At 71.2% G+C, this 24815-nt stretch carries 25 protein-coding genes; 7 read left to right on the plus strand and 18 right to left on the minus strand.

From position 1 onward, the window contains the following. Positions 1-79: 79 nt before the first annotated feature. From ACFHWY_RS17680 to ACFHWY_RS17715, 8 genes are all read right to left on the minus strand, one after another. On the minus strand, positions 80-1225 hold the full coding sequence (locus ACFHWY_RS17680; protein WP_416581296.1) for a glycosyltransferase family 4 protein: 1146 nt from the start codon (positions 1223-1225) through the stop codon (positions 80-82). Between the two features lie 90 nt (positions 1226-1315). After that, entirely contained in the window at positions 1316-2062 is a 747-nt protein-coding gene (locus tag ACFHWY_RS17685; protein WP_416581297.1) for an MBL fold metallo-hydrolase, read from the minus strand. 268 nt (positions 2063-2330) lie between these two features. Then, on the minus strand, positions 2331-3296 hold the full coding sequence (locus ACFHWY_RS17690; protein ID WP_416581298.1) for a PLP-dependent cysteine synthase family protein: 966 nt from the start codon (positions 3294-3296) through the stop codon (positions 2331-2333). 11 nt (positions 3297-3307) lie between these two features. After that, positions 3308-3658, minus strand: a complete 351-nt coding sequence (locus ACFHWY_RS17695) for a MoaD family protein (protein WP_416581299.1) — start codon at positions 3656-3658, stop codon at positions 3308-3310. Between the two features lie 61 nt (positions 3659-3719). Further along, positions 3720-4208, minus strand: a complete 489-nt coding sequence (locus ACFHWY_RS17700) for a Mov34/MPN/PAD-1 family protein (protein ID WP_416581300.1) — start codon at positions 4206-4208, stop codon at positions 3720-3722. Between the two features lie 53 nt (positions 4209-4261). Continuing rightward, positions 4262-4756 (minus strand): DUF2017 domain-containing protein, encoded by a 495-nt coding sequence (locus ACFHWY_RS17705; protein WP_416581350.1) that lies wholly within the window; start codon positions 4754-4756, stop codon positions 4262-4264. A 2-nt stretch (positions 4757-4758) separates the two neighbouring features. Further along, positions 4759-5049, minus strand: a complete 291-nt coding sequence (gene clpS / locus ACFHWY_RS17710; RefSeq protein WP_416581301.1) for an ATP-dependent Clp protease adapter ClpS — start codon at positions 5047-5049, stop codon at positions 4759-4761. 157 nt (positions 5050-5206) lie between these two features. Next, complete coding sequence (locus ACFHWY_RS17715) at positions 5207-6637, minus strand: hypothetical protein (RefSeq protein ID WP_416581302.1); 1431 nt, start codon at positions 6635-6637, stop codon at positions 5207-5209. Positions 6638-6919: 282 nt separating this feature from the next. Here ACFHWY_RS17715 and ACFHWY_RS17720 point away from each other — a divergent pair, with 282 nt between their 5' ends. From ACFHWY_RS17720 to ACFHWY_RS17735, 4 genes are all read left to right on the plus strand, one after another. Beyond that, positions 6920-9598 carry a LuxR C-terminal-related transcriptional regulator gene (locus ACFHWY_RS17720; protein WP_416581303.1) on the plus strand — a complete coding sequence of 893 codons (2679 nt, stop codon included), beginning with the start codon at positions 6920-6922 and terminating at the stop codon, positions 9596-9598. Between the two features lie 16 nt (positions 9599-9614). Then, positions 9615-10901: a nicotinate phosphoribosyltransferase gene (locus tag ACFHWY_RS17725; protein ID WP_416581304.1), complete on the plus strand. Its 1287-nt coding sequence runs from the start codon at positions 9615-9617 to the stop codon at positions 10899-10901. 12 nt (positions 10902-10913) lie between these two features. Beyond that, complete coding sequence (locus tag ACFHWY_RS17730) at positions 10914-11495, plus strand: isochorismatase family protein (RefSeq protein WP_416581305.1); 582 nt, start codon at positions 10914-10916, stop codon at positions 11493-11495. A 71-nt stretch (positions 11496-11566) separates the two neighbouring features. Further along, the gene (locus tag ACFHWY_RS17735; protein WP_416581306.1) at positions 11567-12802 is read left to right on the plus strand and encodes an MFS transporter; all 1236 of its coding nucleotides are present in this window, start codon (positions 11567-11569) and stop codon (positions 12800-12802) included. A gap of 133 nt (positions 12803-12935) precedes the next feature. Here the strand turns inward: ACFHWY_RS17735 and ctaD are convergent, their stop codons facing one another. Continuing rightward, positions 12936-14693, minus strand: coding sequence for a cytochrome c oxidase subunit I (gene ctaD / locus ACFHWY_RS17740; RefSeq protein WP_416581307.1), 1758 nt, complete (start codon positions 14691-14693; stop codon positions 12936-12938). A gap of 115 nt (positions 14694-14808) precedes the next feature. Continuing rightward, positions 14809-15915, minus strand: coding sequence for an FAD-dependent monooxygenase (locus tag ACFHWY_RS17745; RefSeq protein WP_416581308.1), 1107 nt, complete (start codon positions 15913-15915; stop codon positions 14809-14811). Between the two features lie 356 nt (positions 15916-16271). Here ACFHWY_RS17745 and ACFHWY_RS17750 point away from each other — a divergent pair, with 356 nt between their 5' ends. Both ACFHWY_RS17750 and ACFHWY_RS17755 read left to right on the plus strand, forming a co-directional pair. Further along, the gene (locus ACFHWY_RS17750) at positions 16272-17411 is read left to right on the plus strand and encodes a GH12 family glycosyl hydrolase domain-containing protein (protein ID WP_416581309.1); all 1140 of its coding nucleotides are present in this window, start codon (positions 16272-16274) and stop codon (positions 17409-17411) included. 171 nt (positions 17412-17582) lie between these two features. Beyond that, positions 17583-18110 carry a GNAT family N-acetyltransferase gene (locus ACFHWY_RS17755; protein ID WP_416581310.1) on the plus strand — a complete coding sequence of 176 codons (528 nt, stop codon included), beginning with the start codon at positions 17583-17585 and terminating at the stop codon, positions 18108-18110. A 15-nt stretch (positions 18111-18125) separates the two neighbouring features. On the opposite strand, the gene ACFHWY_RS17760 is transcribed toward ACFHWY_RS17755, so the two are convergent. Beyond that, positions 18126-18914 carry an aldo/keto reductase gene (locus ACFHWY_RS17760; protein WP_416581311.1) on the minus strand — a complete coding sequence of 263 codons (789 nt, stop codon included), beginning with the start codon at positions 18912-18914 and terminating at the stop codon, positions 18126-18128. Positions 18915-19042: 128 nt separating this feature from the next. Here ACFHWY_RS17760 and ACFHWY_RS17765 point away from each other — a divergent pair, with 128 nt between their 5' ends. Next, positions 19043-20236, plus strand: coding sequence for a threonine synthase (locus tag ACFHWY_RS17765; RefSeq protein WP_416581312.1), 1194 nt, complete (start codon positions 19043-19045; stop codon positions 20234-20236). A 225-nt stretch (positions 20237-20461) separates the two neighbouring features. Here ACFHWY_RS17765 and ACFHWY_RS17770 read toward each other — a convergent pair whose 3' ends face one another. The 7 genes from ACFHWY_RS17770 to ACFHWY_RS17800 form a co-directional block, all read right to left on the minus strand. After that, positions 20462-20854, minus strand: a complete 393-nt coding sequence (locus tag ACFHWY_RS17770) for a cupin domain-containing protein (RefSeq protein ID WP_416581313.1) — start codon at positions 20852-20854, stop codon at positions 20462-20464. Between the two features lie 247 nt (positions 20855-21101). Further along, entirely contained in the window at positions 21102-21509 is a 408-nt protein-coding gene (locus ACFHWY_RS17775; RefSeq protein ID WP_416581314.1) for a hypothetical protein, read from the minus strand. A gap of 413 nt (positions 21510-21922) precedes the next feature. Further along, a complete protein-coding gene (locus ACFHWY_RS17780) occupies positions 21923-22204 on the minus strand; it encodes an adhesin (protein ID WP_416581315.1) in 282 nt (93 codons plus the stop codon). A 245-nt stretch (positions 22205-22449) separates the two neighbouring features. Beyond that, positions 22450-22764 (minus strand): hypothetical protein, encoded by a 315-nt coding sequence (locus tag ACFHWY_RS17785; protein WP_416581316.1) that lies wholly within the window; start codon positions 22762-22764, stop codon positions 22450-22452. Between the two features lie 91 nt (positions 22765-22855). Next, positions 22856-23200, minus strand: a complete 345-nt coding sequence (locus tag ACFHWY_RS17790; RefSeq protein ID WP_416581317.1) for a DUF1330 domain-containing protein — start codon at positions 23198-23200, stop codon at positions 22856-22858. Positions 23201-23330: 130 nt separating this feature from the next. Next, positions 23331-23768 carry a nitroreductase family deazaflavin-dependent oxidoreductase gene (locus ACFHWY_RS17795; RefSeq protein WP_416581318.1) on the minus strand — a complete coding sequence of 146 codons (438 nt, stop codon included), beginning with the start codon at positions 23766-23768 and terminating at the stop codon, positions 23331-23333. 98 nt (positions 23769-23866) lie between these two features. Continuing rightward, complete coding sequence (locus ACFHWY_RS17800; protein WP_416581319.1) at positions 23867-24808, minus strand: hypothetical protein; 942 nt, start codon at positions 24806-24808, stop codon at positions 23867-23869. Between the last annotated feature and the right edge of the window lie 7 nt (positions 24809-24815).

Raw genomic sequence — 24815 nt, forward strand, 5'->3', positions numbered from 1 at the left:
GGCAACGCGGTGATGCCGGCCGGGGTGGTGCGGGTGGCGGTGGTGCGGGTCGGGATGGTGCCGGTCGGGATGGTGCCGGTCACGACGCCGCCGGCAGGTCGACGACCGGGGTCGCGGACCGGGCGGCCCGGTAGTGCCCGACGAGTTCGTCACCGACGGCGGCCCAACTGCGGCCGCTGACCGCCGCTCGCGCCGCGAGGCCGTACGCCCGGCGGCAGGGCGCGTCGGCGGCGAGCGCCGCAACCGCCTCGGCGAGCGCCGCCTCGTCCTCGGGCGGCACCAGGGTCCCAGTGCTCCCGGACGTGACCAGGTCGACCGGTCCGCCGCTGGCCGGCGCTACCACCGGCACCCCGCTGGCAAGCGCCTCCTGGATGGTCTGGCCGAAGGTCTCGTGCGGGCCGGTGTGCACGAACACGTCGAGGCTGGCGTAGAGGCGGGCGAGCGCGTCTCCCTGCTGGACGCCGAGGAAACGCACTCCTGGCAGGTCCCGTTCGAGCTGGCGGCGGGCCGGACCGTCACCGGCGACGACGACCCGGACACCGGGCAGCCGCGCGGTGCCGGCGAGCAGTTCGACCCGCTTCTCCGGAGCGAGCCTCCCGACATAGCCGACCACGAGTTCACCGTCGGGCGCGAGTGTCCGGCGCAGGCTCGGGCAGCGCCGCTCGGGATGGAAACGCGCGGCGTCGACGCCCCGGCGCCACAACCAGACCCGCTGGACACCGTGGGCGGCGAGGTCGGCGGCGGCCCGAGTCGAGGGGGCCAGTGTGCGCCGCGCCGAGTTGTGGATCTCCCGCAGCCGCCGCCAGGCCGCGGCCTCGCCCCAGCCGACCCGGTACGCGCGGGCGTAGGCTGCCACGTCGGTCTGGTAGACCGCGACGGTGGGCAGCCCGTGCCGGGCCGCCAGCACGGCCGCCCGAGCGCCGAGGACGAACGGACTGGCCAGGTGCACCACGTCGGGCGTGTGTTCCAGCAGCACACCGGCCAGCCGGTTGTTCGTCGGCACGCCGAGCCGGAATCCCTGGTATCGGGGCAGCGGCACGCTCGGGATGCGGACCACCGGGTAGGGGTACCGGTCGGTGCCGCCGCGCAGCGCCCCGGGTGGGGCGGGTGCGATCACGATCGGCTGGTGGCCGCGGGCGACCAGATGCTCGGCGGCCCGCACGACCGAGTGCGCGACACCGTTGACGTCCGGCGGGAACGACTCGGTCACGATGGCGATCCGCATGCCCTCCACCCTGGGGGCGGCAGCGAAGGTTCAAGAGACGTCCGGCTGGCCGGTCGGCGAACACTGCGGCACGAACCCGCGCCGGGCGGGTCAGATCTCGTAGCTGGCGCCGGGGCGGACCACTTCCAGCGGACCGGCGTACGCGGCCGAGGCGGCGGCCACCGTGTGGGCCTCACTGCCCCAGGCGGGGACCAGGTGGGTCAGCAGCAGCCGCCCGACATTGGCCTTGGCCGCCGCCTCGCCCGCCTCGCCGCCGGTGAGATGGAGATCCGGCGGGTTGTCGACGCCGTCGAGGTAGCTGGCCTCGCAGAGGAAGGTGTCGGCGTTCTGGGCCAGGCGCAGCAGCGCCTCGCAGGGTGCGGTGTCCGAGGAGTAGCAGAGCACCCGGCCGGCGTGCTCCAGGCGGACGCCGTAGGTTTCCACCGGGTGCAGCACCCGGTCGACGGTGACGGTGAACGGACCGATCGGAAAGGTGCCGGGTTGCAGGGCGTAGAAGTGGTACACGTCCTCGACCGTGCCGCCCTCCTGCCCGTAGGCGGCAGCCAGCCGGTCCGGGGCACCGGCGGGTGCGTAGACCGGCAGCGGCGGATACGGGCCGTCCGGTGCGTACCGGCGGACCACCACGTAGGTCGCCGCATCGAGCATGTGATCGCAGTGCAGGTGGGTCAGGAGGATCGCGTCGGGGGCGTGCAGCCCGGCGTAACGCTGAAGGGTGGACAGCGAACCCGACCCGAAGTCGACCAGGAGGCGGAAGTCGTCGGCCTCGACGAGGTAGGCCGAGCAGGGTGCCTCAGGTCCGGGGAAGCTGCCCGCACAGCCCAGGACGGTCAGTCGCATCGAGTTGTCCTGCTATCACGGTAGGTAGCGATCGTGCCTGCCGCCGCTCCGGCGGTGATCACTACCGACGCGTACGCCACGCTGCGTAGCCTACGCCCGCCCCTGCAAGGGCAAGAATGATCTGCAGGAAGTTGTCACCAACGTGACACCGGTTTCGCCCGTCCGATCGACCACCGATCACCGGAGTGGCCGACGCGGACCGACCGACGCGACGAGGGCCACCGGTGGCGTTCCGGTAGCCCTCGTCGCGTGTCGGTCGCGCCGCAGGTCACGCCCAGAGTTGCCCCTCTAGGGCCTCCTCGGCGTCGGCGAGGGTGCCGCCGTACGCCCCGGTGCTCAAATACTTCCAGCCGCCGTCACTGACCACGAACGCCACGTCGGCGCGGCGCCCGTCGCGTACCGCCTCGTGCGCCACGGCCAGCGCGGCGTGCAGGACAGCTCCGGTGGAGAAGCCGACGAAGAGACCCTCCACCTCCACGAGCTGCCGGGTGCGCAGCACCGCGTCCCGGGTGCCGACGGAGAACCGCCGGGTGAGCACGGTGGCGTCGTAGAGCTCGGGGACGTACCCCTCGTCGATGTTGCGCAGGCCGTAGACCAACTCGCCGTAGCGTGGCTCGGCGGCGATGATCTGGATGCCCTCGACCTTCTCGCGGAGGTAGCGGCCGGTGCCCATCAGGGTGCCGGTGGTGCCCAGGCCGGCGACAAGGTGGGTGACCGTCGGCAGATCGTGCAGCAGCTCCGGGCCGGTTGTCTCGTAGTGCGCCCGGGCGTTCGCCTCGTTGCCGTACTGGAAGAGCATCACCCAGTCCGGGTGCTCGGCGGCAATCTGCTTGGCGGTGGTCACCGCCTGGTTGGAGCCACCGGCCGCCGGCGAGAAAATGATCTCCGCGCCGTACATCCGCAACAGCTGCACCCGCTCGGTGGAGACGTTCTCCGGCATCACGCACACCAGCCGGTAACCGCGCAACTTGGCCACCATGGCCAGGGAGATACCGGTGTTGCCGCTGGTCGGCTCCAGGATGGTGTCGCCCGGCCGAAGCCGCCCGGCCGACTCGGCGGCCCGGACCATGAACAGGGCCGCCCGGTCCTTGACGCTGCCGGTCGGGTTGCGGTCCTCAAGCTTCGCCCACAGCCGCACCGGCGGCGCCCCGTCGGGCGCCGTCGGTGACAGTCGGGGCAGCCCCACCAGGGGCGTACCACCACACGCGTCCAGGAGGCTGTCGTAACGCGCCATCGCGGGCCGCCTCAGCTCACGGCGACGGGCACACTGCGCCCGGCGGCGTTGTGCTGCGCGATCGCCGCCGCGGCCGCGAAGCCGAACGCGCCGCCGGCCACCGCGGGCAGGATGGTGACGCTGTCGCCGTCGTTGAGCTTGGCGTCCAGCGCGCCGAGGAAACGGACATCTTCGTCGTTGACGTAGACGTTGACGAAGCGGTGCAGCGCACCGGCCTCGGTGACCAGCCGCCCGCGCAGCCCGCCGTGCCGGGAATCCAGGTCGGTGAGCAGGTCGTTGAGCGTGTCGCCGCTGCCGTCGACGACCTTCGCGCCGCCGGTGTAGCTGCGCAGGATGGTGGGGATGCGAACCTCGATGGCCATGGTGTCGTACTCCTAGATCAGGGGTTGCTCGGTGACGGAGAAGGGTGCGGGGCTGAGAAGGTCAGCGGCCCGAACACTCGTAGTCGACCGTCGCCGGGCTCTGCCCGAACAAGCATGACTGCACGGCGTGCGGATCCACCCCGGCGTCGAGGATCCGCACCGGCTCCTCGGTCACCACCCCGTCCGAGATACGGAAGGAGCGGATCTCCTCCGTGTCGGGCTCGCGGGTGGAGACGAGCAGGTAGTGTGCGCCAGGCTCACCGGCGAAGGCGATGTCCGTCCGCGACGGGTACGCCTCGGTGGCGGTGTGTGAGTGGTAGATGATGACGGGCTCTTCGTCCCGATCGTCCATCTCCCGCCAGACCCGCAGATGCTCCATCGAGTCGAACTCGTAGAACGTCATCGAGCGGGCGGCATTCTCCATGGGGATGTGCCGGGTCGGGGTGTCGCTGCCGGCGGGGCCGGCAACCACGCCACATGCCTCGTCGGGGTGATCCCGACGAGCGTGGGCGACGATCGTGTCGACGATCGACCGGTCGATGCTCAGCACGCCGCCAAGCCTAGCGCCGGTGGTGGCCGCCCGCGAGGCGGCGCTGGTCACAATCAGTCGATCAAGGCGTTGAGCAGGGACTCCTGGAGATAACCGAGGTAGGCGTAGACCGAAAGCTGGAACACTCGGCTGGAGGCCGGGTCCTCCGCGACCGCGTCGTCGAGCTCCTCGCCCAGGTCCGTGCCGTCCTTGATCCCAAGCCGGACGCCCATCGCCAGGCGGGCGTCGTTGAGCGCCCGCAGCCACGCCTCGGCCGCCTCGGCGTCCAGGCGCACCTCCCCGCCGCCGTCGCCGGGGAGCGCGGCCAGGATCGCACCGGCCTGATCGATCTTGGCGGTTTTCAGGTCGCCCTCGGTGTAGCGGCGAAACTCGGCGGTGCCGGGCGCGTCGTCCGGGTACGCCTCGGGAAAGAGCCGGCACACGACGGGGTCGGCGTGGTCGAAGCCGTCGGTGAGCAGGCCGACCACCTCGGAGGCGACCTTACGCAGCACCCGCACCTCGTCCAGGGCGAAGGTGGCGACATAGCGGTCACCCCGGCGGCGGAACATGCTCACGACCGGTCCACCGTTGCCCAGAGACCGTACGCGTGCAACTGGGAGGCATCGTGTTCCATGCGTTCCCGGGCGCCGCTGGAGACCACCGCCTTGCCCTTGTGGTGCACGTCCATCATGAGCTGCTCCGCCCTCTCCCGGCTGTAGCCGAAGAGCTTCTGGAACACCCAGGTCACGTAGGTCATCAGGTTGACCGGGTCGTCCCACACGATCGTCACCCACGGCCGGTCGGGTTCCGGCACCTCATGGGTGTCCGGAGTCTCGACCGGTGCAACCTGCGGAGCCGCCATACCCCCCATCGTGCCACCGGTTCCGCGGAACCGAGGAACCGGAACGCCGGACCAGCCCGGATCGCCGCCGGCGGCCGCGCCGTGACCACGACCGGTTGCCCTGTCGGCACGCGGCGCTGCCCCGCCGGCGCTGCCGGCGAGGTGGACACCGGGGCCGTCAGGCGAGCAGGATGCCGTGTTCAGCAGCATCCGACAGCACCGTGCCGAGCGAGAGGCGGATCGCCTCGAACCGGCGGGCGATCTCCCGCGACAGTTCCAGTTCGAGCTCCCGAAGCGCCCGCTGGGCCCAGGCCCGAGCGGCGCTCGTGTCATTGTTGCCGGGGGTACGCCAGTGCTGCCAGCATCCGCCGGCCAGCGCCACCGCCACCCGTGGAAGCACCGCCGTGCGGGCCGTCGTGGGATAGGCCGACAGCATGTCGACGGCCCCCGGACCGCTCAGCGACGTCACACCCGCGTTACTGGTCACGAGCAGCGCCCGCTCCAGTTCCTGCCCGGTGTTGTGGTCGGCCACACTCCAGCGGACCGCCTGCTGGATTCGCCGTTGGATCGCCTCGGGCAGTGGCAGGCCGAAGAGGCGACCGGCGACGTCGGCGACGAGTTCGCGGACGTCGTGGTCGCTCTGCGCGGTGGCCAGCAGCGACAACGCCGCCATCTCCCGATCGAGCAGCTCCGGCAGACCAGCGCAGCCGACGCCGAAGACGATCTCCTGCACCACCCGCAGGTGCATGTCGGCCAACTCCAGCGCGAGATGCTGCCGGATGCGCTGGGCGGCGAGGCTGGTCCGCCGGTCGAGCAGCTCGGCCCACTCGCCCGGTTCTGGCAGCACCGGCACCCGGCCGTGGGTGCCGGGCAGCTCCGGCGGCTCCAGGCTTCCCCGGCGCAGACCCTCGTCGGCAGCCCAGCCCACCAGCGCCCGTTTCAGGTCCGCCTCGCCGCCGGTGACCATCGGGAACCAGCGGGCCTCGGCCAGCCCGGGCACGGCGGTGAGCAGCGCGGCCCGGTGCGCCTCGACGGTGACCGCGACCGGATCCACCGCCTGACCTCCGGGCTCCCCCGATCCCTGCCCCGCCGCCGCGCCCTCGCCGGCCGCCCAACCGCCGGCACCCGGCGTGACCGCGAAGAAGACCTGGACAGGGGTCCCGGCGATCTCGGAGAGCACGGTCAGCTCGGCGGCGTTGAAGGACTGGTCCGCCGCGATCACGAACAGGAACGCGCCGGCCCGACCGACCGCGTCGAGTAGGAGGCCGGAACCGCAGCCGCCGAGCGTGGCGATGTCCGGCGTGTCGACGAGGGCGAAGTGCTTCAGCAGCCGCTCGGGCAGGCACAGCTCGACCCGGCGCGGCGGCCTGGCCAGCGCCGGACCGACGGCCAGCAGGTCCGGCCGGTAGGAGTGGGGCATCCGGTAGCCGGGCACGAAGGCGTTTCTGGCGGGTTCCGCGGCGTGGCGTACCACCAACAGACTGCCGGCCGGACAGGCGAACATTCCGGGGTCGAGCCCCAGCAGGGCGGCGAGTACCTGCGCCCGACCGGCGCCCGCCGGGCCCGCGGCGATCACCGCCAGCGGTTCGCTTGCGCTGGTGCGAGTCACTCCGAGCCGCTTCGGAAACCGGACTCGGCCAGGAGGCATCGCGGCCTCGGACGTACCGAGGTCAGGGATCGGGCCGGGCATCATCAGGCGGCGGCCTCCGAGGCAGGGCGGCCGGCACGGCCGGTCGCGGCGAGGATCCAGGACAGGACCCGGTTTCGGAAGAGTAAGGCTGCCAGCGCCAGGAACGGGACAATTGCGGTACTCACGGGTAACTCTACGACTACTCAACTTCACCCCCGCGCGCTACCGGACTCGCGGTGGTTCCGTCGATATGCTGCGCCAATGAGTCGGTGGAGCTTCGTGGGTCGCGCTGAGGAACTCGACCGCCTCCGGCAGACGCTGAACGGCGCCAGAGGGCGGGGCGTCTTCTTCACCGGCAGCGCGGGCATCGGCAAGAGCCGGCTGTTACACGAGGGCGTCGAGACGCTGCCCGGTGAGGAGTACGCGGTCTGGCGGATCGCGGCCAGCGCCACCACCGAGGCGATGGCCTTCGGCGGTCTGGTGCAAGTGCTTCCCGTCGAGCAGCCGCAGGGCCTGTCCCCCGCGGGCATCCTGCGCTGGGCTGTGAACGTGTTGCAGCAGCAGGCCGCCGGGCGGCGGATCGTGCTCGCCGTCGATGACGCGCACCTGCTCGATCAGCCGTCTGCCGCGCTGGTGCATCTGGTGGCCCGTTCGGACAATGCCTTCGTGGTCGGCACGCTGCGCGACGGGGAGCAGATCCCACTGCCGATTCGGGCACTGTGGACCGACGGTCTGGTCGAGCGCGCCGAGCTGAGCCCGATGACGCCCACCGAGACCACCAACCTGCTCGCCGCCATTCTCGGCGGCCAGGTGGACAGCGGTTCCGCCGACCGGCTGGGTCGACTCAGCGCCGGCAACCCGCTGCTGCTGCGCGAACTGGTGCACGCCGCCAACACCGGTGGCGAGTTCGCCGAGAAGTACGGCGTCTGGACCTGGACCGGCCGCCTGGAGCTGGCGCCCAGCCTGACGGAGCTGATCAACATCCGGATCGGCCAGCTGACGCCCGGGGTACGGGCCGTTGTCGAGCTGGTCGCATTCGGTGAGCCGCTCGGTTTGCGGCTGCTGCACCAGGCCGCGGAGCAGCATGATGTGGAGTGCGCCGAGGAGCGCGGTCTGATCAGCATGGTGGAGTCCGACCGGCGGCTCGACGTCCGGCTGGCCCATCCGCTCTACGGCGAGTTGATCCGCCGGCATTGCCCGGTCAGTCGCACCCGCCGGTTGCAGGCGCACCTCGCCGACCTGCTGGAGAATGCCGGCAAGCGACGTCGGGAAGACTTGCTGCGGGTGGCGAGGTGGCGGCTGGCCTCCGGCACCGCACAGGACCCGACCATGCTGATCGCCGCGGCCGGCGAGGGGTTCGCCCGCTACGACATCCCGTTGGCGACCCGGCTGGCCCGCGCCGCGCTCGACGCCGGGGGTGGCTTCGACGCGGCCGAACTGCTGGCCACCATCCTGATGTTCGGCGACCGGCCGGCCGAGGCGCTCGGCGTGCTCGACGCCGTCGCCACCGACACCGGTGAGGAGGAGCGGCTCAGCCGTTGGCTGACCGTGCGCGGCATGGTGAGCTACTGGGGGCTGAGCCAGGCGTCCACCGTGGAGGACATCGCCACCCGGGGAGCGAAGCTCAGCGACTCCGCCGCACAGGCCCGGGTCCGCGCCTTCGAGGCGATCATGCGTCTGCACCGGTTGGACGCACCGACCGCGCTGCGACTCGCCCAGGGTGTGCTCGACCGACCGGCGGCCGGCGTCTCCGCCCGCGAACTGGCCCGCTGCACGATCGCCCACCTACAGGCCGTGCAGGGCCAGTTCTGCCGCAGCGCCGCCGCGGTGGACCTGGTCCAGGCGAAGGTGGCCAGTTGGCGGGCCGACATGCCGTACCTGCAACTCGCCGTGGAGCTGGCCCGGGGCACCCGGCTGGCTCTCTCCGGCGACCTGGCCGGCATCGACACCCTGGTCGCCGACGAATTCGCCGACCTCGCCGACGCGGGCGACTTCCGGCTCGGCACCGGATACCTGGCGATCCTGCGGGCGTACGCGGCACGGTTGCGCGGACGCAGCGACACCGCGTTGCAGGCCGCGCTCGGTGCCTGCGCGGTGCTGGCGACCAGCCAGGTCTATGCCGGGTGGGCCCAGGCCGAACGGGCGCAGGCCGCCGCGCTGCGCGGCGATGCCCGGCAGGCGGCCGAGGCGATCGCCGAAGCCGACCGCCTCCACTCGCCGAACATGGCAGTGCTCTACCCCTGGCTGGAGCAGGCCCGGGTGGCGGCTCTCGCCGCCGGCGGCGACCTGACCGGCGCGGTCCGCCGGCTGCACGAGCTGGTGGACCGGCTGCGGGCCGACGGCTTCGTCGGACACGAGACCCTGGCGCTGCACGATCTGGTGCGGCTCGGTCAGGCCGGGGCACCGACCGGGCCACGCTGTTCCGACGGTGGCCGCCGATCGGTCGCCCAGCGACTCGCGGAGCTGTCGGAACAGGTGGACGGTGAGTTGCCGCCACTGTTGGCGCGGCACGCCCGCGCGGCAGCCGACGGTTCACCGGAGCAGTTGCTGGCCGCCGCCGACGGCTTCATGGATCTAGGGCTCGCGCTCCCGGCCGCCGAGGCCGCGGCTGGCGCGGTGCACCTGTTGGGACAACGGCGCTCGCCCGATGCCGCCGGTGCCCGTGAGCGACTCGCCGCACTGCTCAACTGCTGTGACATGGTGCACACCCCGGCGTTGCAGGCGGCCACCCCGCCGCTGACCGAACGGGAGTGGCAGGTGACTCGGCTCGCGGCGGAGGGAGGGACCAGCCGGGCTATCGGTGAGCAGCTGTTTCTCTCCGCCCGGACAGTGGAGAACCACCTCCAACGCATCTACAGCAAGCTCGGGGTGACCAGCCGCGCGGAGCTGAGGGCGGCGCTGCGGACGATCCCGGGCCGTGGCGGCACGACGGCAACCTGAACCCTAGGCTGAGGGTGTGCACACCCTTCGTCCCGCGCTGCTGACCGACCACTACGAGCTGACCATGGTCAGCGCCGCCCTGCGGGATGGCACGGCCCACCGGCGCTGCGTGTTCGAGGCGTTCAGCCGCCGGCTGCCGACCGGCCGCCGGTACGGCGTGGTCGCCGGTACCACCCGACTGGTCGAGCTGATCCGCGATTTTCGTTTCGAGCCCGCCGACATCGATTTCCTGCGCCGCACCGGCGTCGTCGACGAGCAGGGCGCCGACTGGCTGGCCGACTACCGGTTCACCGGCGACATCGACGGGTACACCGAGGGTGAGCTTTTCTTTCCCGGCTCGCCGATCCTGACCGTGTCCGGCGGCTTCGCCGAATGCGTGGTGCTGGAGACGCTGGTGCTGTCGGTGCTCAACCACGACTGTGCGGTGGCCGCCGCCGCGGCGCGGATGGTCACTGCGGCCCGAGGCCGGGCGTTGATCGAGATGGGTTCGCGCCGGACCCACGAGGAGGCTGCCGTGGCGGCGGCACGGGCCGCCTACCTGGCCGGATTCCGCTTCACCTCCAACCTTGCCGCCGGCCGCAGGTACGGCATCCCGACCGCCGGAACCGCCGCGCACGCCTTCACCCTGCTGCACGACGACGAGCGGGCGGCCTTCGCCTCGCAGGTCGCCACGCTGGGCACGGAGACCACACTGCTGGTCGACACCTACGACATCAGCCAGGGCATCCGGACCGCGATCGAGGTGGCCGGGCCGAAGCTCCGCGCGGTCCGGATCGACTCCGGCGACCTGGCCGTGATCGCCCAGCAGTCCCGGCAGTTGCTGGACTCGCTCGGCGCCACCGAAACGAAGATCATCGTTTCGGGTGACCTCGACGAGTACGCCATCGCGGCACTGGCCGCCGAACCGGTGGACTCCTACGGCGCCGGCACCGCCGTGGTCACCGGCTCCGGCGCGCCGACCGCCGGCCTGGTCTACAAGCTGGTCGAAGTCGAGGGACGCCCGGTGGTCAAACGGTCCGAGCACAAGGGCACCATCGGCGGGCGCAAGGTGGCCGTCCGGCGACACAAGCCGACCGGCACCGCCGTCGAGGAAGTCGTCGTAGTTCAGGGTGTGCCCGACCACCGCCCCAACGACCGGCTGCCGCAACGGTCGTACGTCGCGGACGGCGAGCCGTTGGCCCTGCCGACGCTCGACGAGTCGCGGGAGCACCTGCGGCACTGCCTGATCTCCATCCCGTGGGAGGGCCTGAAGCTCTCCGCGGGCGACCCGGCCATCCCGGTCACCGTGGAAACCGCGCAGTAGGGAGTGGAATCGGTGAGCAACGCGCTGATCATCGTGGACGTGCAGAGGGACTTCTGCGAGGGTGGTTCGCTGGCTGTGGCCGGCGGTGCCGGTGTGGCGGCCGGGATCTCCCGGCTACTCGCCGCCGAGCCGGACCGCTGGGATCACATCGTGGCGACGAAGGACTACCACGTCGATCCCGGCGGCCACTTCTCCGACTCACCGGACTTCGTGAGCACCTGGCCCCGGCACTGCGTCGTCGGCACCTCCGGCTCGGAGTTCCACCCCGAACTGGCCACCGACCGGATCGAGGCGATCTTTCACAAGGGTGAGCATGCCGCCGCGTACTCCGGGTTCGAGGGTCATGCCGAGGGCGGCGAAGGTCTGGCCGGCTGGCTGCGGCGGCACGACGTGAACCGGGTCGACGTGGTCGGCATCGCCACCGACCACTGCGTCCGGGCCACCGCCCTGGACGCCGCCCGGGACGGCTTCACCACCACCGTGCTGCTGGACCTGACCGCGGCGGTCGCACCGGACACCACCGACGTCGCGTTGCGGGCCTTCGAGGGCGCCGGGATCGTCACGCTCGGCGTCCCTGTGATCAGAACCGCATGAGCCGGTAATTCGTTGGCGAGTGTCCCTCCCGCCGTCGAGGATGTCCGACGGAGGTACGGACCGACGTGAACATGAAACCTTACCGGGAGGCGCTCGCCCTACCCGGCCTGCGGTCGTTGTTGCTCGTTGCCGTGCTGGCCCGGGTTCCGCTGACCGCCACGGGCGTCACGCTGACGTTCTACGTCGTTCAGGACCTCGGGCGCGGCTACGGTGCGGCAGGGTTGGCCGGTGCCGCGATCACCGTCGGCGCGGCGGTCGGCGGCCCGCTGCTCGGCCGCCTGGTGGACCGTCACGGCCTCCGGCCCGTCCTGGTCCTCACCGCCGTCGCCGAGGCCGTCTTCTGGTCCGCCGCTCCGATGTTGTCGTACCTCCTGCTGCTGCCGGCCGCGTTTCTCGCCGGCCTGCTGGCGCTGCCGATCTTCTCGGTGATCCGGCAGTCCGTCGCCGCGCTGGTGCCGGTGGAGAAGCGCCGTCCGGCGTACGCGCTGGACTCGATGTCGGTCGAGCTGTCGTTCATGATCGGCCCCGCCCTGGCCACCGTGGGCGTCACCACCATTTCCGCCCGCCTCACGCTCTATCTGGTCGGGGCGGGCATCGTCGCCGCCGGCGTGGTGCTGTGGCTGCTCAACCCGCCGGTACGCAGCGTCGGCGAGGCTGCCACCGGCCCGCAGCCGAGGATCGCCCGCCGGCAGTGGCTCACCTCGCGCCTGGTCGCCGTGTTCGCGGTGAGCGCCGCGGCGACCCTGGTCCTCGGCGGCACGGACGTCGCGGTCATCGCCGTGCTTCGCGAGAACGGCGACGTCGGCTTCACCGGGGCGGTGCTCTCCGTCTGGGCGGTCGCGTCACTGGTGGGCGGATTCGCGTACGGCGCCGTCCGCCGCTCGTTCTCGGCGGTGGCGCTGATGGGCGCGTTGAGCCTGTGCACCATCCCGGTCGGGCTGGGTGGGTCACACTGGTGGCTGCTCTGCCTGGCGCTGGTCCCGGCCGGCGCGCTCTGCGCGCCGACCATCGCGGCCACCTCCGACACGGTAAGCCGGCTCGCCCCGGCCAGCGTGCGCGGCGAGGCGATGGGCCTGCACGGCTCGGCGGTCACCGTCGGCATCGCGGTGGGCGCCCCGCTGGCCGGGGCGGTCATCGACGCCTCGGCGCCCCTGTGGGGCTTTGCGGTCACCGGCGCGATCGGCGCCCTGGTGGCGCTCGCGGTGCTGCCGATCGAGCTGCGCCGCCGCCGCGCCGAAACCGCCTCGGCCACCACGGCGAACGCCGACGACGACATCGCCTCCGCCCTCACCCCCACCGCCCTCTGACGCCACCCCTCCTGGCGTCACCGCTTTCCAGGTCAGGTGAGCCAGACCCCCACCGGGAATGCCGGGGACGGGCGCCAGCCCCGGCAGGGCTGGCGCCCGTCCCCGGCAGCCTAAGAGTGAGCCGGCAGGGCGGTCAGCGGCGGTCGATGTCGCTGGCGACGTCCTCGGTGTAGCTGGCACCGCCGTCGGACTCGCTGGTCAGCGGCCTGGCACCACCCTCCGGCGGGCCGGCCAGGGAGTGCCCGGCGGCCAGCTCGGGAAACTTGTGGTCGAACGCCGGGCGCTCCGAGCGGATCCGCGGCATGCGGTCGAAGTTCCGCAGCGGCGGCGGTGAGCTGGTGGCCCACTCCAACGAGTTGCCGTGGCCCCACGGGTCGTCGACCTCGACCACCGGTCCGGCCTTGTAGGACTTCCAGCAGTTGTAGATGAACGGCAGCGTCGAGATGCCGGTGATGAAGGCACCGATCGTGGAGAACGTGTTCAGCCAGGTGAAGTCGTCTTCGGGCAGGTAGTCGGCGTACCGCCGGGGCATCCCCTCGCTGCCCAGCCAGTGCTGCACCAGGAACGTGGTGTGGAAGCCGACCATGGTCAGCCAGAAGTGGATCTTCCCGAGGCGCTCGTCGAGCATCCGGCCGAACATCTTCGGGAACCAGAAGTAGATGCCGGCGAAGACCGCGAAGACGATCGTGCCGAAGAGCACGTAGTGGAAGTGCGCCACCACGAAGTAGGAGTCGTGCAGGTGAAAGTCGATCGGCGGGGCGGCCAGCAACACGCCCGTCAGGCCACCGAAGAGGAAGGTGACCAGGAAGCCGACCGACCACAGCATCGGCGTCTCGAAGCTGATCTGCCCCCGCCACATAGTGCCGAGCCAGTTGAAGAACTTCATTCCGGTCGGCACGGCGATCAGATAGCTCAGGAAACTGAAGAACGGCAGCAGCACCTGGCCGGTGGCGAACATGTGGTGCGCCCACACGCTCATCGACAGGCCGGCGATGGCGATGGTCGCGGCGACCAGGCCCTTGTAGCCGAAGATGGGCTTGCGGGAGAAGACTGGAATGATCTCGCTGATGATGCCGAAAAACGGCAGCGCGATGATGTAGACCTCGGGGTGACCGAAGAACCAGAATAGGTGCTGCCAGAGCATCGGCCCGCCGGTCTCCGGGCTGTAGACGTGCGCGCCGAGGAGGCGGTCGGCGGCCAGCGCGAACAGCGCGGCGGCCAGCAGCGGGAAGACCAGGATCACCAGCAGGCTGGTGACCAGCATGTTCCAGGTGAAGATCGGCATCCGGAACATGGTCATGCCGGGCGCGCGCAGGGTCAGGATCGTGGTGATCAGGTTGACCGCGCCCAGGATGGTGCCCAGACCGGAGATGGCCAGACCGACCACCCACATGTTCGCCCCGACGCCCGGGGCGTGCTCGCTGGTGCTCAGCGGGGTGTACGCGGTCCAGCCGAAGTCCGCCGCCCCACCAGGGGTGAGAAAGCCTGCGGTGGCCATGGTCCCGCCGAACAGGTACAGCCAGTAGGCGAAGCTGTTCAGGCGCGGGAACGAGACGTCGGGAGCGCCGATCTGGAGGGGCACCACATAGTTGCCGAAGGCGAACACGATCGGCGTCGCGAAGAACAGCAGCATGATCGTGCCGTGCATCGTGAACAGCTGGTTGTACTGCTCCGGCGACACGAACTGGAGCCCGGGCCGGGCCAGCTCAGCCCGCATGATCAGGGCCATCAGGCCACCGATCATGAAGAACACGAATGCGGTGACCATGTACATGATCCCGATTTGCTTCGCGTCCGTGGTCCGCAGCAGCCGCGCGATGGCCGACCCCTTGACCGGCTCCCGGACCGGCCAGGGCCTGGTCACGACCGGCTTCGGTGCGACGGTGGTCACGAGTGGCCTCCGGTTCTGGGTTGTCCCGCTCGGCTCGCGCTGTCTCGGCGGCCGTTATCCGCAAGGAGGATAGTCCCCGGCAGGTGACAGCGCCGCGTGGGGTCGTCCGGCTAGATCACAGCGGGCCGAGAAGCAAGCGGTAGTGCTCGCCGAAGATTCTGCCGCCGCGTCCGCGCAGCAGCGGGTCGCGTAGCGCGGGCGGCACGTCGCGGGTCCGGTTGCGGTCACGGGTCCGATCCTGCACCCATCGGGTACGCGGCCTGCGGCGACTCTCGTACGCGGTCAGCGCCGCGTCCATACTGCCCGCGGCGTGCAGCGACTCGGCGAGCACCACCGCGTCCTCGAACGCCATCGCGGCACCCTGCGACAGGGTCGGAGCGGTGGCGTGGGCGGCGTCACCGACCAGCAGCACCCGTCCCCGGTACCAGCGCCCGAGCTCGACCTCGTCGGTGGTTGTGGCGTGCACCGCGTCGAGCGCGTCGAGCACCTCCGGAACCGGGCCGCCGTAGTCGCCGAAGAGTTCGCGCAGCCGGGCCAGCGGATCGTTCGGCAGTGCGGTGCCGGCCTCGTCCGCGTAACAGTGCAGCCGGCCGGCGCCGATCGGCACCACCAGGAAGCCGGACCGCTGGCCGAGTAGGGCGGTCCATTCCCGCACCTGCGGGCCACCGCGGACGACACCGCGATAGACCACCTGCCCGGCGGGGCGGGGCGGGCCGCCGAGGGCGGCCAGCGTCCGGATCGAGGAGCGCGGCCCATCCGCGCCGATCACCAGGTCGTACTCGGTCTGCGTGCCGTCGACGAAGGTGACGCCGACGGCGGCCGGCAGCAGGCTGATGGTGCGCACCTCGGCGCCGTGGCGCACCGCGCCGCCGGCTCCACTCAGCAGTACCCGGTGCAGGTCGGCGCGGGGCAGCGCGCGGCACTCACCGACTCCGGCCCAAAGTGCGTCGAGGTCGACCTCGCAGAGGGGCGCGCCGGTCGAGTCGAGGAAGCGTTGCCGGTGGATGACCTGCCCGAAGGGGCGTACCGGGCCGTCGAGGTCCAGCCGGCGCAGCGCGCGGGCCGCGTTGCCCGGCAGGTAGAGGCCGGCGTCGGCGAGGTCGCTCGGCGGAGCCTTGTCCGTGAGGTCTGGCCGGAATCCCGCCAGGCGCAGCGCGCGGGCCATGGCCAGGCCAGCGATGCCCGCGCCGACGACGAGGATGCGCAGGGGGGAGCCACGCATGGGGGTGTACGCCTCCGGAGGGGTTCGGCACGCGTTGGAGGCAAGACACTACTCGGCGCAATCGGCGCACACCAGAGGCGACCGGTCCGCCGCGGACACCCCTCTGCGTCGGCCGCTCCACCCGTCGGCGCTGACCACCGGCCATCGGGGGATGAGCGGGTGGCCGATGGTAGCGTCCGTGACAGACGTCATAATTGGTGCGATTTGACCTCACCTGTTGCGCCTATTGTTTCAAGGATGTAAATGTGACGATGAGCATGGGAGCGCTTCCGGATCCACCCCGGTCGGCGTGCGTTCCGACCGCTCCGTCCGCATCCGTCCCGGCGTCCGGGTGACGCCGCAGCGCAAGGAGCATCATGAGACGTACCCTGCGGGCCACCGTGGCCGTCGGCCTGCTCGCCGCCAGCTCGATCGTCGCCGTGGCCCTCGGCGGCACCGCCTCCGCCGACACCGTGATCTGTGAGCAGTACGGCAGCACGGTGATCCAGAACCGCTACGTGGTGCAGAACAACCGCTGGGGCACCACCGCCCAGCAGTGCATCAACGTCACCGGCACCGGCTTCGAGATCACCACCCAGAACGGCAGCAGCCCGACCAACGGCGCACCGACGGCGTACCCGTCGATCTTCGTCGGCTGTCACTACACCAACTGCTCCCCCGGCACCAACCTGCCGATCCAGGTCAGCCAGATCAGCAGCGCGACCAGCAGCATCAACTACCGGTACGTCAGCGGGGCCACCTACAACGCCTCGTACGACATCTGGCTCGACCCGTCGCCCAAGCGGGACGGGGTGAACCAGATGGAGATCATGATCTGGTTCAACCGGCAGGGCCCGATTCAGCCCATCGGCTCGGCCGTGGGTACGGCCAACCTCGCCGGCCGGAGCTGGGAGGTCTGGCGGGGCAACAACGGCGGCAACAACGTCATCTCGTACGTCGCGCCGTCGGCGATCACCAGCCTGAACTTCAGCGTGCTGGACTTCATCAACGACACCCGCAACCGTGGCGCCATCACGAACTCCTGGTACCTGACCAGTATCCAGGCCGGGTTCGAGCCCTGGCAGGGCGGCGTCGGTCTGGCGGTGACCAACTTCTCGACCGCGGTCAACGGCGGCGGCAACCCGACCAACCCGCCGCCCACCACGCCCCCGCCCACCACGCCCCCGCCGTCGGGTAGCGGCGCGTGCGCGGTGACGTACACGGCCAACTCGTGGAACAACGGCTTCACCGCCGACGTGCGGATCACCAACACCGGGTCGAGCACCGTCAACGGCTGGACGTTGGCGTACTCACTGCCCGCCGGCCAGCAGGTGACCAACTCCTGGAACGCCACGGTGAGCCAGAGCGGATCATCGGTGACCGCCCGCAACGTCGGCTACAACGGCACGATCGCCCCCGGCGGCACGGCCAGCTTCGGCTATCAGGGCACGCTGAACGGTGGGTACTCCTCCCCCACCAGCTTCACCCTCAACGGCGCCGCCTGCTCGCGCTCCTGATCGCCTCCCACCTCGGCCGGTCGCCCCGAGCACAGCTCGGGACGACCGGCCGCCCGCCCATCCACACCCCGGTCGATCTAGTGGTTATCGTCGTCTGAGGAGATCAACCAACGACGTTGCTCCCTAGATCGGCGGGCAGGTCGGCGGGGGAAGTGGGAGTGAGGGCTGATCGTGGACATACGGCTCGAAGGGGACGGAGTTGTCCTGCGTCAGTGGGCGAAGCGCGACCTGGGACAGTTGGTGGCGATCTTCGACGACGCCGAGATGGCGTACCGGCTGCCGGTGGCCGCCCCGTTCGACCTGCCCGCCGCCGAGGCGTACCTGACCACCGCCCGGCGTGCGCAGCTGACCGGCGCCCGGATCTACCTCGCCATCACCAGCGGCGACGACCTGGCCCGCGGCGAGGTGGTGCTCAACCTGGCAACGGGCACCGTCGGCTACTCGGTCGGGCCGGCCTACCGGGGTCAGCGCCTGGCCAGTCGGTCTCTCCGGCTGATCACCGGGTACGCCCACTCGGTGGCCGACCGGCCAACGGTTCACTTGGAGATTGAGGCGGACAACGCGGGAAGCACGGCGGTGGCCCGGTCGGCCGGCTACCGGCCGACCGGCGGCGACCCGGTCTTCGTCGAGGACAAGGGCCGCCGGTACGCCCTGTACCGCTGGTCGCACAACGAGCCGCCAGCGGCGGCCACCACCTGACGCCGCCGTCGACGGTCAGGATCCGCCGAGGGCGTCGATGTCGCGAATCTCCTCGGCGGTCAGCGAGAAGCCGATGATGTCGGCGTTGGCCCGGATCCGCTCCGGGGTCACCGACTTGGGGATCGCCACGATCTCGTGGTCGAGGTGCCAGCGCAACACCACCTGGGCGGGCGAGACATTGTGCGCCGCAGCGATCCGGGTCAGCACCGGGTCCGACAGGTCGCTGGTCTTGAACGGGCTGTAGCCCTCCAGCACCACCCCGCGATCGCGGTGTTCGGCGTGCCGCCGCCGGTCGTAGAGGCGCGGGCTCCACCTGATCTGGTTGACCGCCGGATTCTCCTCGGTGGCCTGGATCAGCTCGTCGATCTGCGCGGTACTGAAGTTGCTGACACCGACCGCCCGGGCCAGGCCCGCGTCGCGGGCGGCGAGCATCTCCCGCCAGACCGGGATCAGGTCGCCGGCGTCGCTCGGCGGCCAGTGCGCCAACCACAGGTCGACATGGTCGACGCCGAGGGCGCGCAGGCTCGCCTCGATCGTCTCCCGTTCCCGGCCGACCCGCTCGGGTGGCAGCTTGGTGGTGAGGAAGACGTCCTCCCGCCGCAGGCCGCTCTCGCGGACGGCCTGGCCCACCTCCTCCTCGTTGCCGTACATGGTGGCGGTGTCGATGTGCCGGTAACCGGCGTCCAACGCGGCGAGCACAGCCTTGAAGCCGGCATCCCCGGTGACCTGCCAGGTGCCGAAGCCGAGCAGAGGAATCCTGACGTCGCCGGGGAGGGTGGCGGTCGGGTGGTCGATGCGCTCCATACCGACCGTCCTACCCCCGATGGCCCTCGCCATGCCGAGATCGGGGTATGACCCGCCGCCCGGGCGCGCCGGCCCGGTTTGCCGGAGAATGTGGGGCGCGGACGCGAGTCGAGACGGCGAGGAGCATCGTGCACCTGACCCACCTGGATTGCCCACGCTGCGGCCGGGAGCACGACGCCGGCGTACCGCAGAACCTCTGTGAGTGCGGCTCGCCGCTGCTGGCCCGTTACGACCTCGCGGTGGCGGCGAGGGTGGTCGAGCCGGAGCGGTTCGGGTTGCGCCCGGCCGACCTGTGGCGCTACCGGGAACTGCTGCCGGTGGCCGACCAGAAGTGCGTCACCACGCTCGGCGAGGGTTGGACGCCGATGCTCCGCGCACCGTCGTACGGTGCCCGGATCGGCGTAGAGGATCTGCTCGTCAAGGACGAGGGCCTGAACCCGACGGGCTCGTTCAAGGCACGTGGCGCCGCGGTGGGCGTCAGCCGGGCCCGGGAGTTGGGCATCCGTCGGATCGCCATGCCGACCAACGGCAACGCGGGCGCCGCCTGGGCGACCTACGCGGCCCGCGCGGGGATGGGCGCCACGATCGCGATGCCGTTGGACGCGCCGAGGATCTGCCGCCGGGAGTGCGTGGCGGCCGGTGCCGACCTGCGCCTGGTCGACGGACTGATCAGTGACGCCGGGCGGCAGATCGCCGCGCTCGTCGAAGCCGCGGCCGGCACCGTCTTCGACGCCGGCACGCTGCGCGAGCCGTACCGCCTGGAAGGCAAGAAGACGATGGGGTACGAGATCGTCGAGCAGCTCGGCTGGCAGGTGCCCGACGTGATCGTCTACCCGACCGGCGGCGGGGTGGGGCTGATCGGCATCCACAAGGCACTCGGGGAACTCCGCGAGCTGGGCTGGGTGCAGGACAAGTTGCCCCGGCTGGTGGCGGTGCAGTCCACCGGTTGCGCGCCGATCGTGCGGGCGTTCGCCGCCGGGGAGAGCCGAGCACGAGCGTGGGCGGACGCGCACACCACGGCGTTCGGCATCAACGTACCCGCGCCGCTCGGCGACGAGTTGATCCTGAGCGCGCTGCGGGCGACCGCCGGCACCGCGATCGCGGTGGACGACGCCGAGATCCTGGCCGACCTGCGCGACTTCGCCGCCCAGGAGGGCCTGCTGGTCTGCCCAGAGGGGGCGGCCTGCCTGACCGCGACCCGCAGGCTGCGCGCCGGTGGGTGGATCCGCGCCGGTGAGCGCGTGGTGGTGCTCAATACCGGTGCGGGCATAAAGTACCCGGAGACGATCGACGTGACGGGCGTACCGGTCCTGCCTTCCTGACGTGCGACGCCCGGGCGAGAACCACCACCCGGGGCGTCGGCGGTACGGCCGATCAGCGATACGTGATGTCGGACGCGGAGTGGGAGGGTGCCGTAACTACGGATTGCAGGAATGTTGCAGGGCGGCCAACCGGTGGGGTCGACCGCCCTGGCCGGGACGGAGGAGGGCCGGCGGGTGCGGCGGGTTTGCCCCGGCCCGGGTCTTCCCGGGGCCGGGAGCGGAACCTCAGGAGGTCGGCGGCTCGTCCTCACCGGCGGCCTCGGCCGCGTCGGCCTCCGCCTTGGTCTGGTGGACCGCCTGGTCGGCGTGCTCCGGCGGACCGTAGACGGTGTACAGCACCAGCGGGTTCGGCCCGGTGTTGACGAAGTTGTGCCGGGTGCCGGCCGGTACGACCACGAGGTCGCCCTGCACCACTTCGCGCTGATCCCCGGCAACCCGTGCTTCGCCGGTTCCGCTGACGAAGGTCAGGATCTGGTCGATGCCCTCGTGGACCTCCTCACCGATCTCGCCACCGGGCGGAATCGTCATGATCACCAACTGGGTGTGGTTCCCGGTCCACAGCACGCGCCGGAAGTCCGGGCTCTTCTCGGCGACGGTCGCGATAGTGAAGTGCTCCATGCCCGCTTCATACCCCGCCTCGGGCCGGCCCACGCCGGGGTTCGCAGATAGTGGAATTGGCCACGCCCCGGGGGTTTGGACCGGCACCGATCGGGCACCGACACGACCGACCGGCACCGTCCGGTCACGCCAGGTCCCCGCCGACGTACCGCCGCACGGCTGCGACGGTGGGAGACGGCCGAGCGCGGCGACGTTGTGACCCTCGGGTCTGGCGGCGCCGCGCGCTCGTGCGGGACCCGGGCGACCGTCAGGAGAGTACGGCCAGGTGAAACGGGCGGTCGGCGGCAACTCCGGCACCGTCGAAGGTGGTCACGAAGACCGCGTTCCGGATCCCGGTGCGACCGGCCACCGCGATCTGCCCGGCGGGGGCCAGCCCGGAACTGCTCGTCAGGCCGACAGTGCCGACGAAACTGGCGGCGGTCACGTCCTGATCGAATACCACCTGGTACATCCCGGTGCGCAGCCGATTCGCCGTCGCCGCACCCAGCCCTCGGACCAGGGAGCCGTCGGCGTTGACCACCGCGAACAGGGTCCTCGCGGTCAGTGGCAGGCCGGAATCGACACAGGTGGTGTGTTCGGCCTCGGCGCGGGCAGTGGCCTCCTGTTCGGGCACCGGCTGGGTCGCCCCCCTGCTCCTGGCTCTCGCGCTGGACATCGCACCCCTTCCGGGCTGGGCCGGGCCGCCCCCGGCGTGTTGGGTTGGTTGTGGCGGCTAAGGGGGATCAGCGCCGATCAGCCCCCTTTGTCTATCGAACGTATGTCGTGTTCCCGGCCGGCTACCAGGCGGTCGGCTGTCTGATAATGGACAGATGCTCAAACGATCACGCCCTTGACCTGCCACGTAGCGCCGTCGGTTGCCCAGGTATGGTCGTCCGTTACCAGCATGGGGCTGCGCCCACGCACCGGCCGGTGAACTCGCGTTGGCACACGCCGCCGGAGGCCGGATCAGCCACGAGATCGACCGGGACGAGGACCGACAGAGGGGTGTCGCCGTTTCGGCGATCGGGTCAGCCGTCGCGGTGCAGCCAGGAGAGCAGGTCCGCACCCGCCGCGCCGGATGAGCGTGCCCTACTCCTGCTCGGTGAACCCGAACTGCACGACACCCTCGTCGTCGACGCTCGCGTCGACCGAAGCCTCGCCGAGCAGGTCGGCGGCGTCGGAGTCGAGAAAGATCCGGGCGCCCTGGTTGTCGACCACCTGGTCCCCCTCGATCGGCGCAGGAACCAGCTCGACGGTCAGCGAGCCGGCCGTGGTGTCGGCTGCGATGCGTACCCCACCGCCTTCGGAAACCGCCTGCTGGGCGGCCAGATCACGGATCACCAGGACGGCGTTGTCGGTCATCGTGAGCATGCTGAGACTCCTCGTGGTGTTCTCGCACTCCCGGTGCGGACGCACATTCGCGGATCTGCGGGCAAGCCGGACGGTGGCCGTCCACCGCCACATCGGGGCAGCTCAGGGCCCCTGCTCTGCCCACGGTGCCCGGTGCCGGCACATCCGTCAAATAGAGCATCCTGCATCAATCGGCCGGTATGACCGCGCGTCGAACGGGTACCCGAACCGGTTTCAGGAGCGGAACCGGGCGCGGCCCCCTGACCTCAACCGGCCGTTCGGGGAGGCAGCGGAGCGGCCGGGTCGCCTCGTTCGATCAGCTCGGCGATGTCGGCGTCGTGCAGGCCACGCAGCGCGAGCACCCGGGTGCCCCAACGGTGCAACCGGCACGGATGCGGGCTGGCGTCGTTGCGGCAGACCGTCCCCCCCGACCATCTGCGTGGCGCGTGCACCACGACGGCCCGGACGGCGAACTGGGCATCCTCGGCGCTCACGTACGGCGGCAGGGGGATCTCCCGCAGACCCACTCCAGCCCGCTCGCCGGTGGACGGGTACGGACGGACGGTACTGCTGCTGCTCATCGGCCTGAACTCCACGAAGGACGGTCGAACACGGACAGCAGGACGGTACGATCCGTTCGACACGGTGTGACGGACAAACTGTCCCGATGACTCAGTTCCCCACCTGTGCCCGCAGCGCCGCCGCGGTGCGACCGGGATCGTAGTCCGGGCCGACGCCGTCAAAGATGATGACCGAGGCTGCGATGTGTCGGGTCCGCAACGGCAGGATCTCCTGGTAGGCGGGCGAGTCGTACCAGGCGTGCGCCTGCCGCCGATCGGGAAACTCGATGATGACCACGCTGCCCGGCCACTCGCCCTCACGGGCCTCCACCTCCGGTCCGTGCACCACGAACCGCCCACCGAAGGGGCCCAGGGTCGCCTGGATCCGCTCCAGGTACGTCAGGATGTCCTCGTTGACCTGCGGATCGCGCAGGTGGGCCAGGGCGAAGGCGGGCATCTGTGGTTCTCCCAATCGTCTCGTCCACCCGGCAGAGGGCCGGCGACCACCGGCAGTCTGCCGCAGCCGATCAAGGTCAGCTACCCCGGGTTCGGGGCACCACCGCGCGCTGCGGACACTACGGCGCAGGTCAGAGGCGTTCGAGCAGCACCACCGGAATATCCCGGCCGGTCTTGGCCTGGTAGTCGTCGTACGCCGGCCAGATGTCGGCCATGACCGGCCACAGCCGTGCCTTCTCCTCGGCGCTGGCGGTCCGCGCCCGGGCGGTGAACCGCTCGGCACCGACCTGCACCTGCACCTCCGGCTCGGCCAGCAGGTTGAGATACCAGGCCGGGTGCCGGGGATCACCACCCTGAGAGGCGACCACCACGTACCCGTCGCCGGACCGACCGTAGATCAGGGCGGTACGCCGCAACGCACCACTGCGCCGGCCACGGGTGGTCAACAGCAACGTGTAGACGCCCGGCCGCCACTCGTGCCCGTCGGCCCCGTCGGTGTCGACGTAACGGTTGATGTGCTCGGCCACCCAGCCCGTAGGGCTGTCGCGCACCTGTTCGCCTGTGGTCATCGGTCCTCCCGGTTCGTGGATCGGTCGCCGACCACGCTACTGCCGAATCGCACCGGCGGCCGTCCAACGCCGGGTTGCCCGACCCGCCGCCACCACGGTCAGCGCAGGGCGACAGCCTGGAGGCCGACGTTGCCGCAGTGCGGGGTAAAGCTCTCCTCCACCGTCCAGGCGAGCAGCAGCCGGGTACCCTTCGGCGCCTCGAACCGGATGGTCGCGCCCGTGGACCGACTGGTGTGCCGCTCCTCCAGCCGCAGCGTCCGGCTCGGGCCGCCGTCGGAGAGCCGGACGTCCAACCGGCCACGGGCCATCCACACACCGAGGTAGACGGTGGCGGTGCGCGGACGGCCGTCGGCGACCACGGCGAGGCTGAAGCCGCTGTCCACACCGCAGGTGTAGACCCCGTCGGGTGTTGCGCCGGCCGACCTCACCGGCTCGCCGTCGCGCCACCGGAACAGCTCCTGGTTGCCATCCCAGCCGGCCCGCTCACCCTGGCTGCCCAGGTCGCGGATCTCGGCCGAGCCGTCGCGCTTGCGAACCGTTGCTCCGGCGCCGCCCAGCCCCCAGTGCACCCAGTCGCGCTCACCCGCCTCGGTCAGGTCAACCGTCGCCGGCACGTCCGAAGGGCCGACGGTGAGCATCATCGGCACCGACGGGGGCGGCGGAGCGACCGGGCGCACAGTCGGGCTGGGGCTCGGCGAACGTTCGCGGGGCCGAAGGCCAGGTACGGCAGGAGCGGTCGGCTGGCCGCTGGGCAGGCTCGGGCGGCCTTCGCCCGCAGGCAGGCCCGCCCGCTCGGCCTGCTGCTCAACGCCAGGCTCCGACCACCATTGCAGGTACCCGACCAGGGCCAGCAGGCTGGCGACGGCGGCGGCGGCGACCGCCTCCACCAGGTAGCGGCGACGCCGACGGGCCCGGGCCAACCGACGGGCCGCGGCACGGGTCTCGCCGACAGCGGCCGGCACGTGTCGTCGGGTCTCCGGTGCGCGGTGCCGAGCGGCCTGACCGTCGTGAACTGCCCGTGCGGGGTGTTCCTCCGCCACCGACCCT

The sequence above is a fragment of the Micromonospora sp. LOL_024 genome, assembly GCF_048060415.1.
Lineage (GTDB): Bacteria > Actinomycetota > Actinomycetes > Mycobacteriales > Micromonosporaceae > Micromonospora.

Excerpts from the sequence above, each read along its gene's own strand:
- ACFHWY_RS17770 (WP_416581313.1), bottom strand. The coding sequence starts at position 20,854 with ATGGAGCACTTCACTATCGCGACCGTCGCCGAGAAGAGCCCGGACTTC.
- ACFHWY_RS17745 (WP_416581308.1), bottom strand. The coding sequence starts at position 15,915 with ATGCGTGGCTCCCCCCTGCGCATCCTCGTCGTCGGCGCGGGCATCGCT.
- ACFHWY_RS17685 (WP_416581297.1), bottom strand. The coding sequence starts at position 2,062 with ATGCGACTGACCGTCCTGGGCTGTGCGGGCAGCTTCCCCGGACCTGAG.
- ACFHWY_RS17790 (WP_416581317.1), bottom strand. The coding sequence starts at position 23,200 with ATGCCCGCCTTCGCCCTGGCCCACCTGCGCGATCCGCAGGTCAACGAG.
- ACFHWY_RS17785 (WP_416581316.1), bottom strand. The coding sequence starts at position 22,764 with ATGAGCAGCAGCAGTACCGTCCGTCCGTACCCGTCCACCGGCGAGCGG.
- ACFHWY_RS17760 (WP_416581311.1), bottom strand. The coding sequence starts at position 18,914 with ATGGAGCGCATCGACCACCCGACCGCCACCCTCCCCGGCGACGTCAGG.
- ACFHWY_RS17720 (WP_416581303.1), top strand. The coding sequence starts at position 6,920 with ATGAGTCGGTGGAGCTTCGTGGGTCGCGCTGAGGAACTCGACCGCCTC.
- ACFHWY_RS17690 (WP_416581298.1), bottom strand. The coding sequence starts at position 3,296 with ATGGCGCGTTACGACAGCCTCCTGGACGCGTGTGGTGGTACGCCCCTG.
- ACFHWY_RS17750 (WP_416581309.1), top strand. The coding sequence starts at position 16,272 with ATGAGACGTACCCTGCGGGCCACCGTGGCCGTCGGCCTGCTCGCCGCC.
- clpS (WP_416581301.1), bottom strand. The coding sequence starts at position 5,049 with ATGGCGGCTCCGCAGGTTGCACCGGTCGAGACTCCGGACACCCATGAG.
- ACFHWY_RS17705 (WP_416581350.1), bottom strand. The coding sequence starts at position 4,756 with ATGTTCCGCCGCCGGGGTGACCGCTATGTCGCCACCTTCGCCCTGGAC.
- ACFHWY_RS17695 (WP_416581299.1), bottom strand. The coding sequence starts at position 3,658 with ATGGCCATCGAGGTTCGCATCCCCACCATCCTGCGCAGCTACACCGGC.
- ACFHWY_RS17775 (WP_416581314.1), bottom strand. The coding sequence starts at position 21,509 with ATGTCCAGCGCGAGAGCCAGGAGCAGGGGGGCGACCCAGCCGGTGCCC.
- ACFHWY_RS17780 (WP_416581315.1), bottom strand. The coding sequence starts at position 22,204 with ATGCTCACGATGACCGACAACGCCGTCCTGGTGATCCGTGATCTGGCC.
- ACFHWY_RS17680 (WP_416581296.1), bottom strand. The coding sequence starts at position 1,225 with ATGCGGATCGCCATCGTGACCGAGTCGTTCCCGCCGGACGTCAACGGT.
- ACFHWY_RS17795 (WP_416581318.1), bottom strand. The coding sequence starts at position 23,768 with ATGACCACAGGCGAACAGGTGCGCGACAGCCCTACGGGCTGGGTGGCC.
- ACFHWY_RS17735 (WP_416581306.1), top strand. The coding sequence starts at position 11,567 with ATGAAACCTTACCGGGAGGCGCTCGCCCTACCCGGCCTGCGGTCGTTG.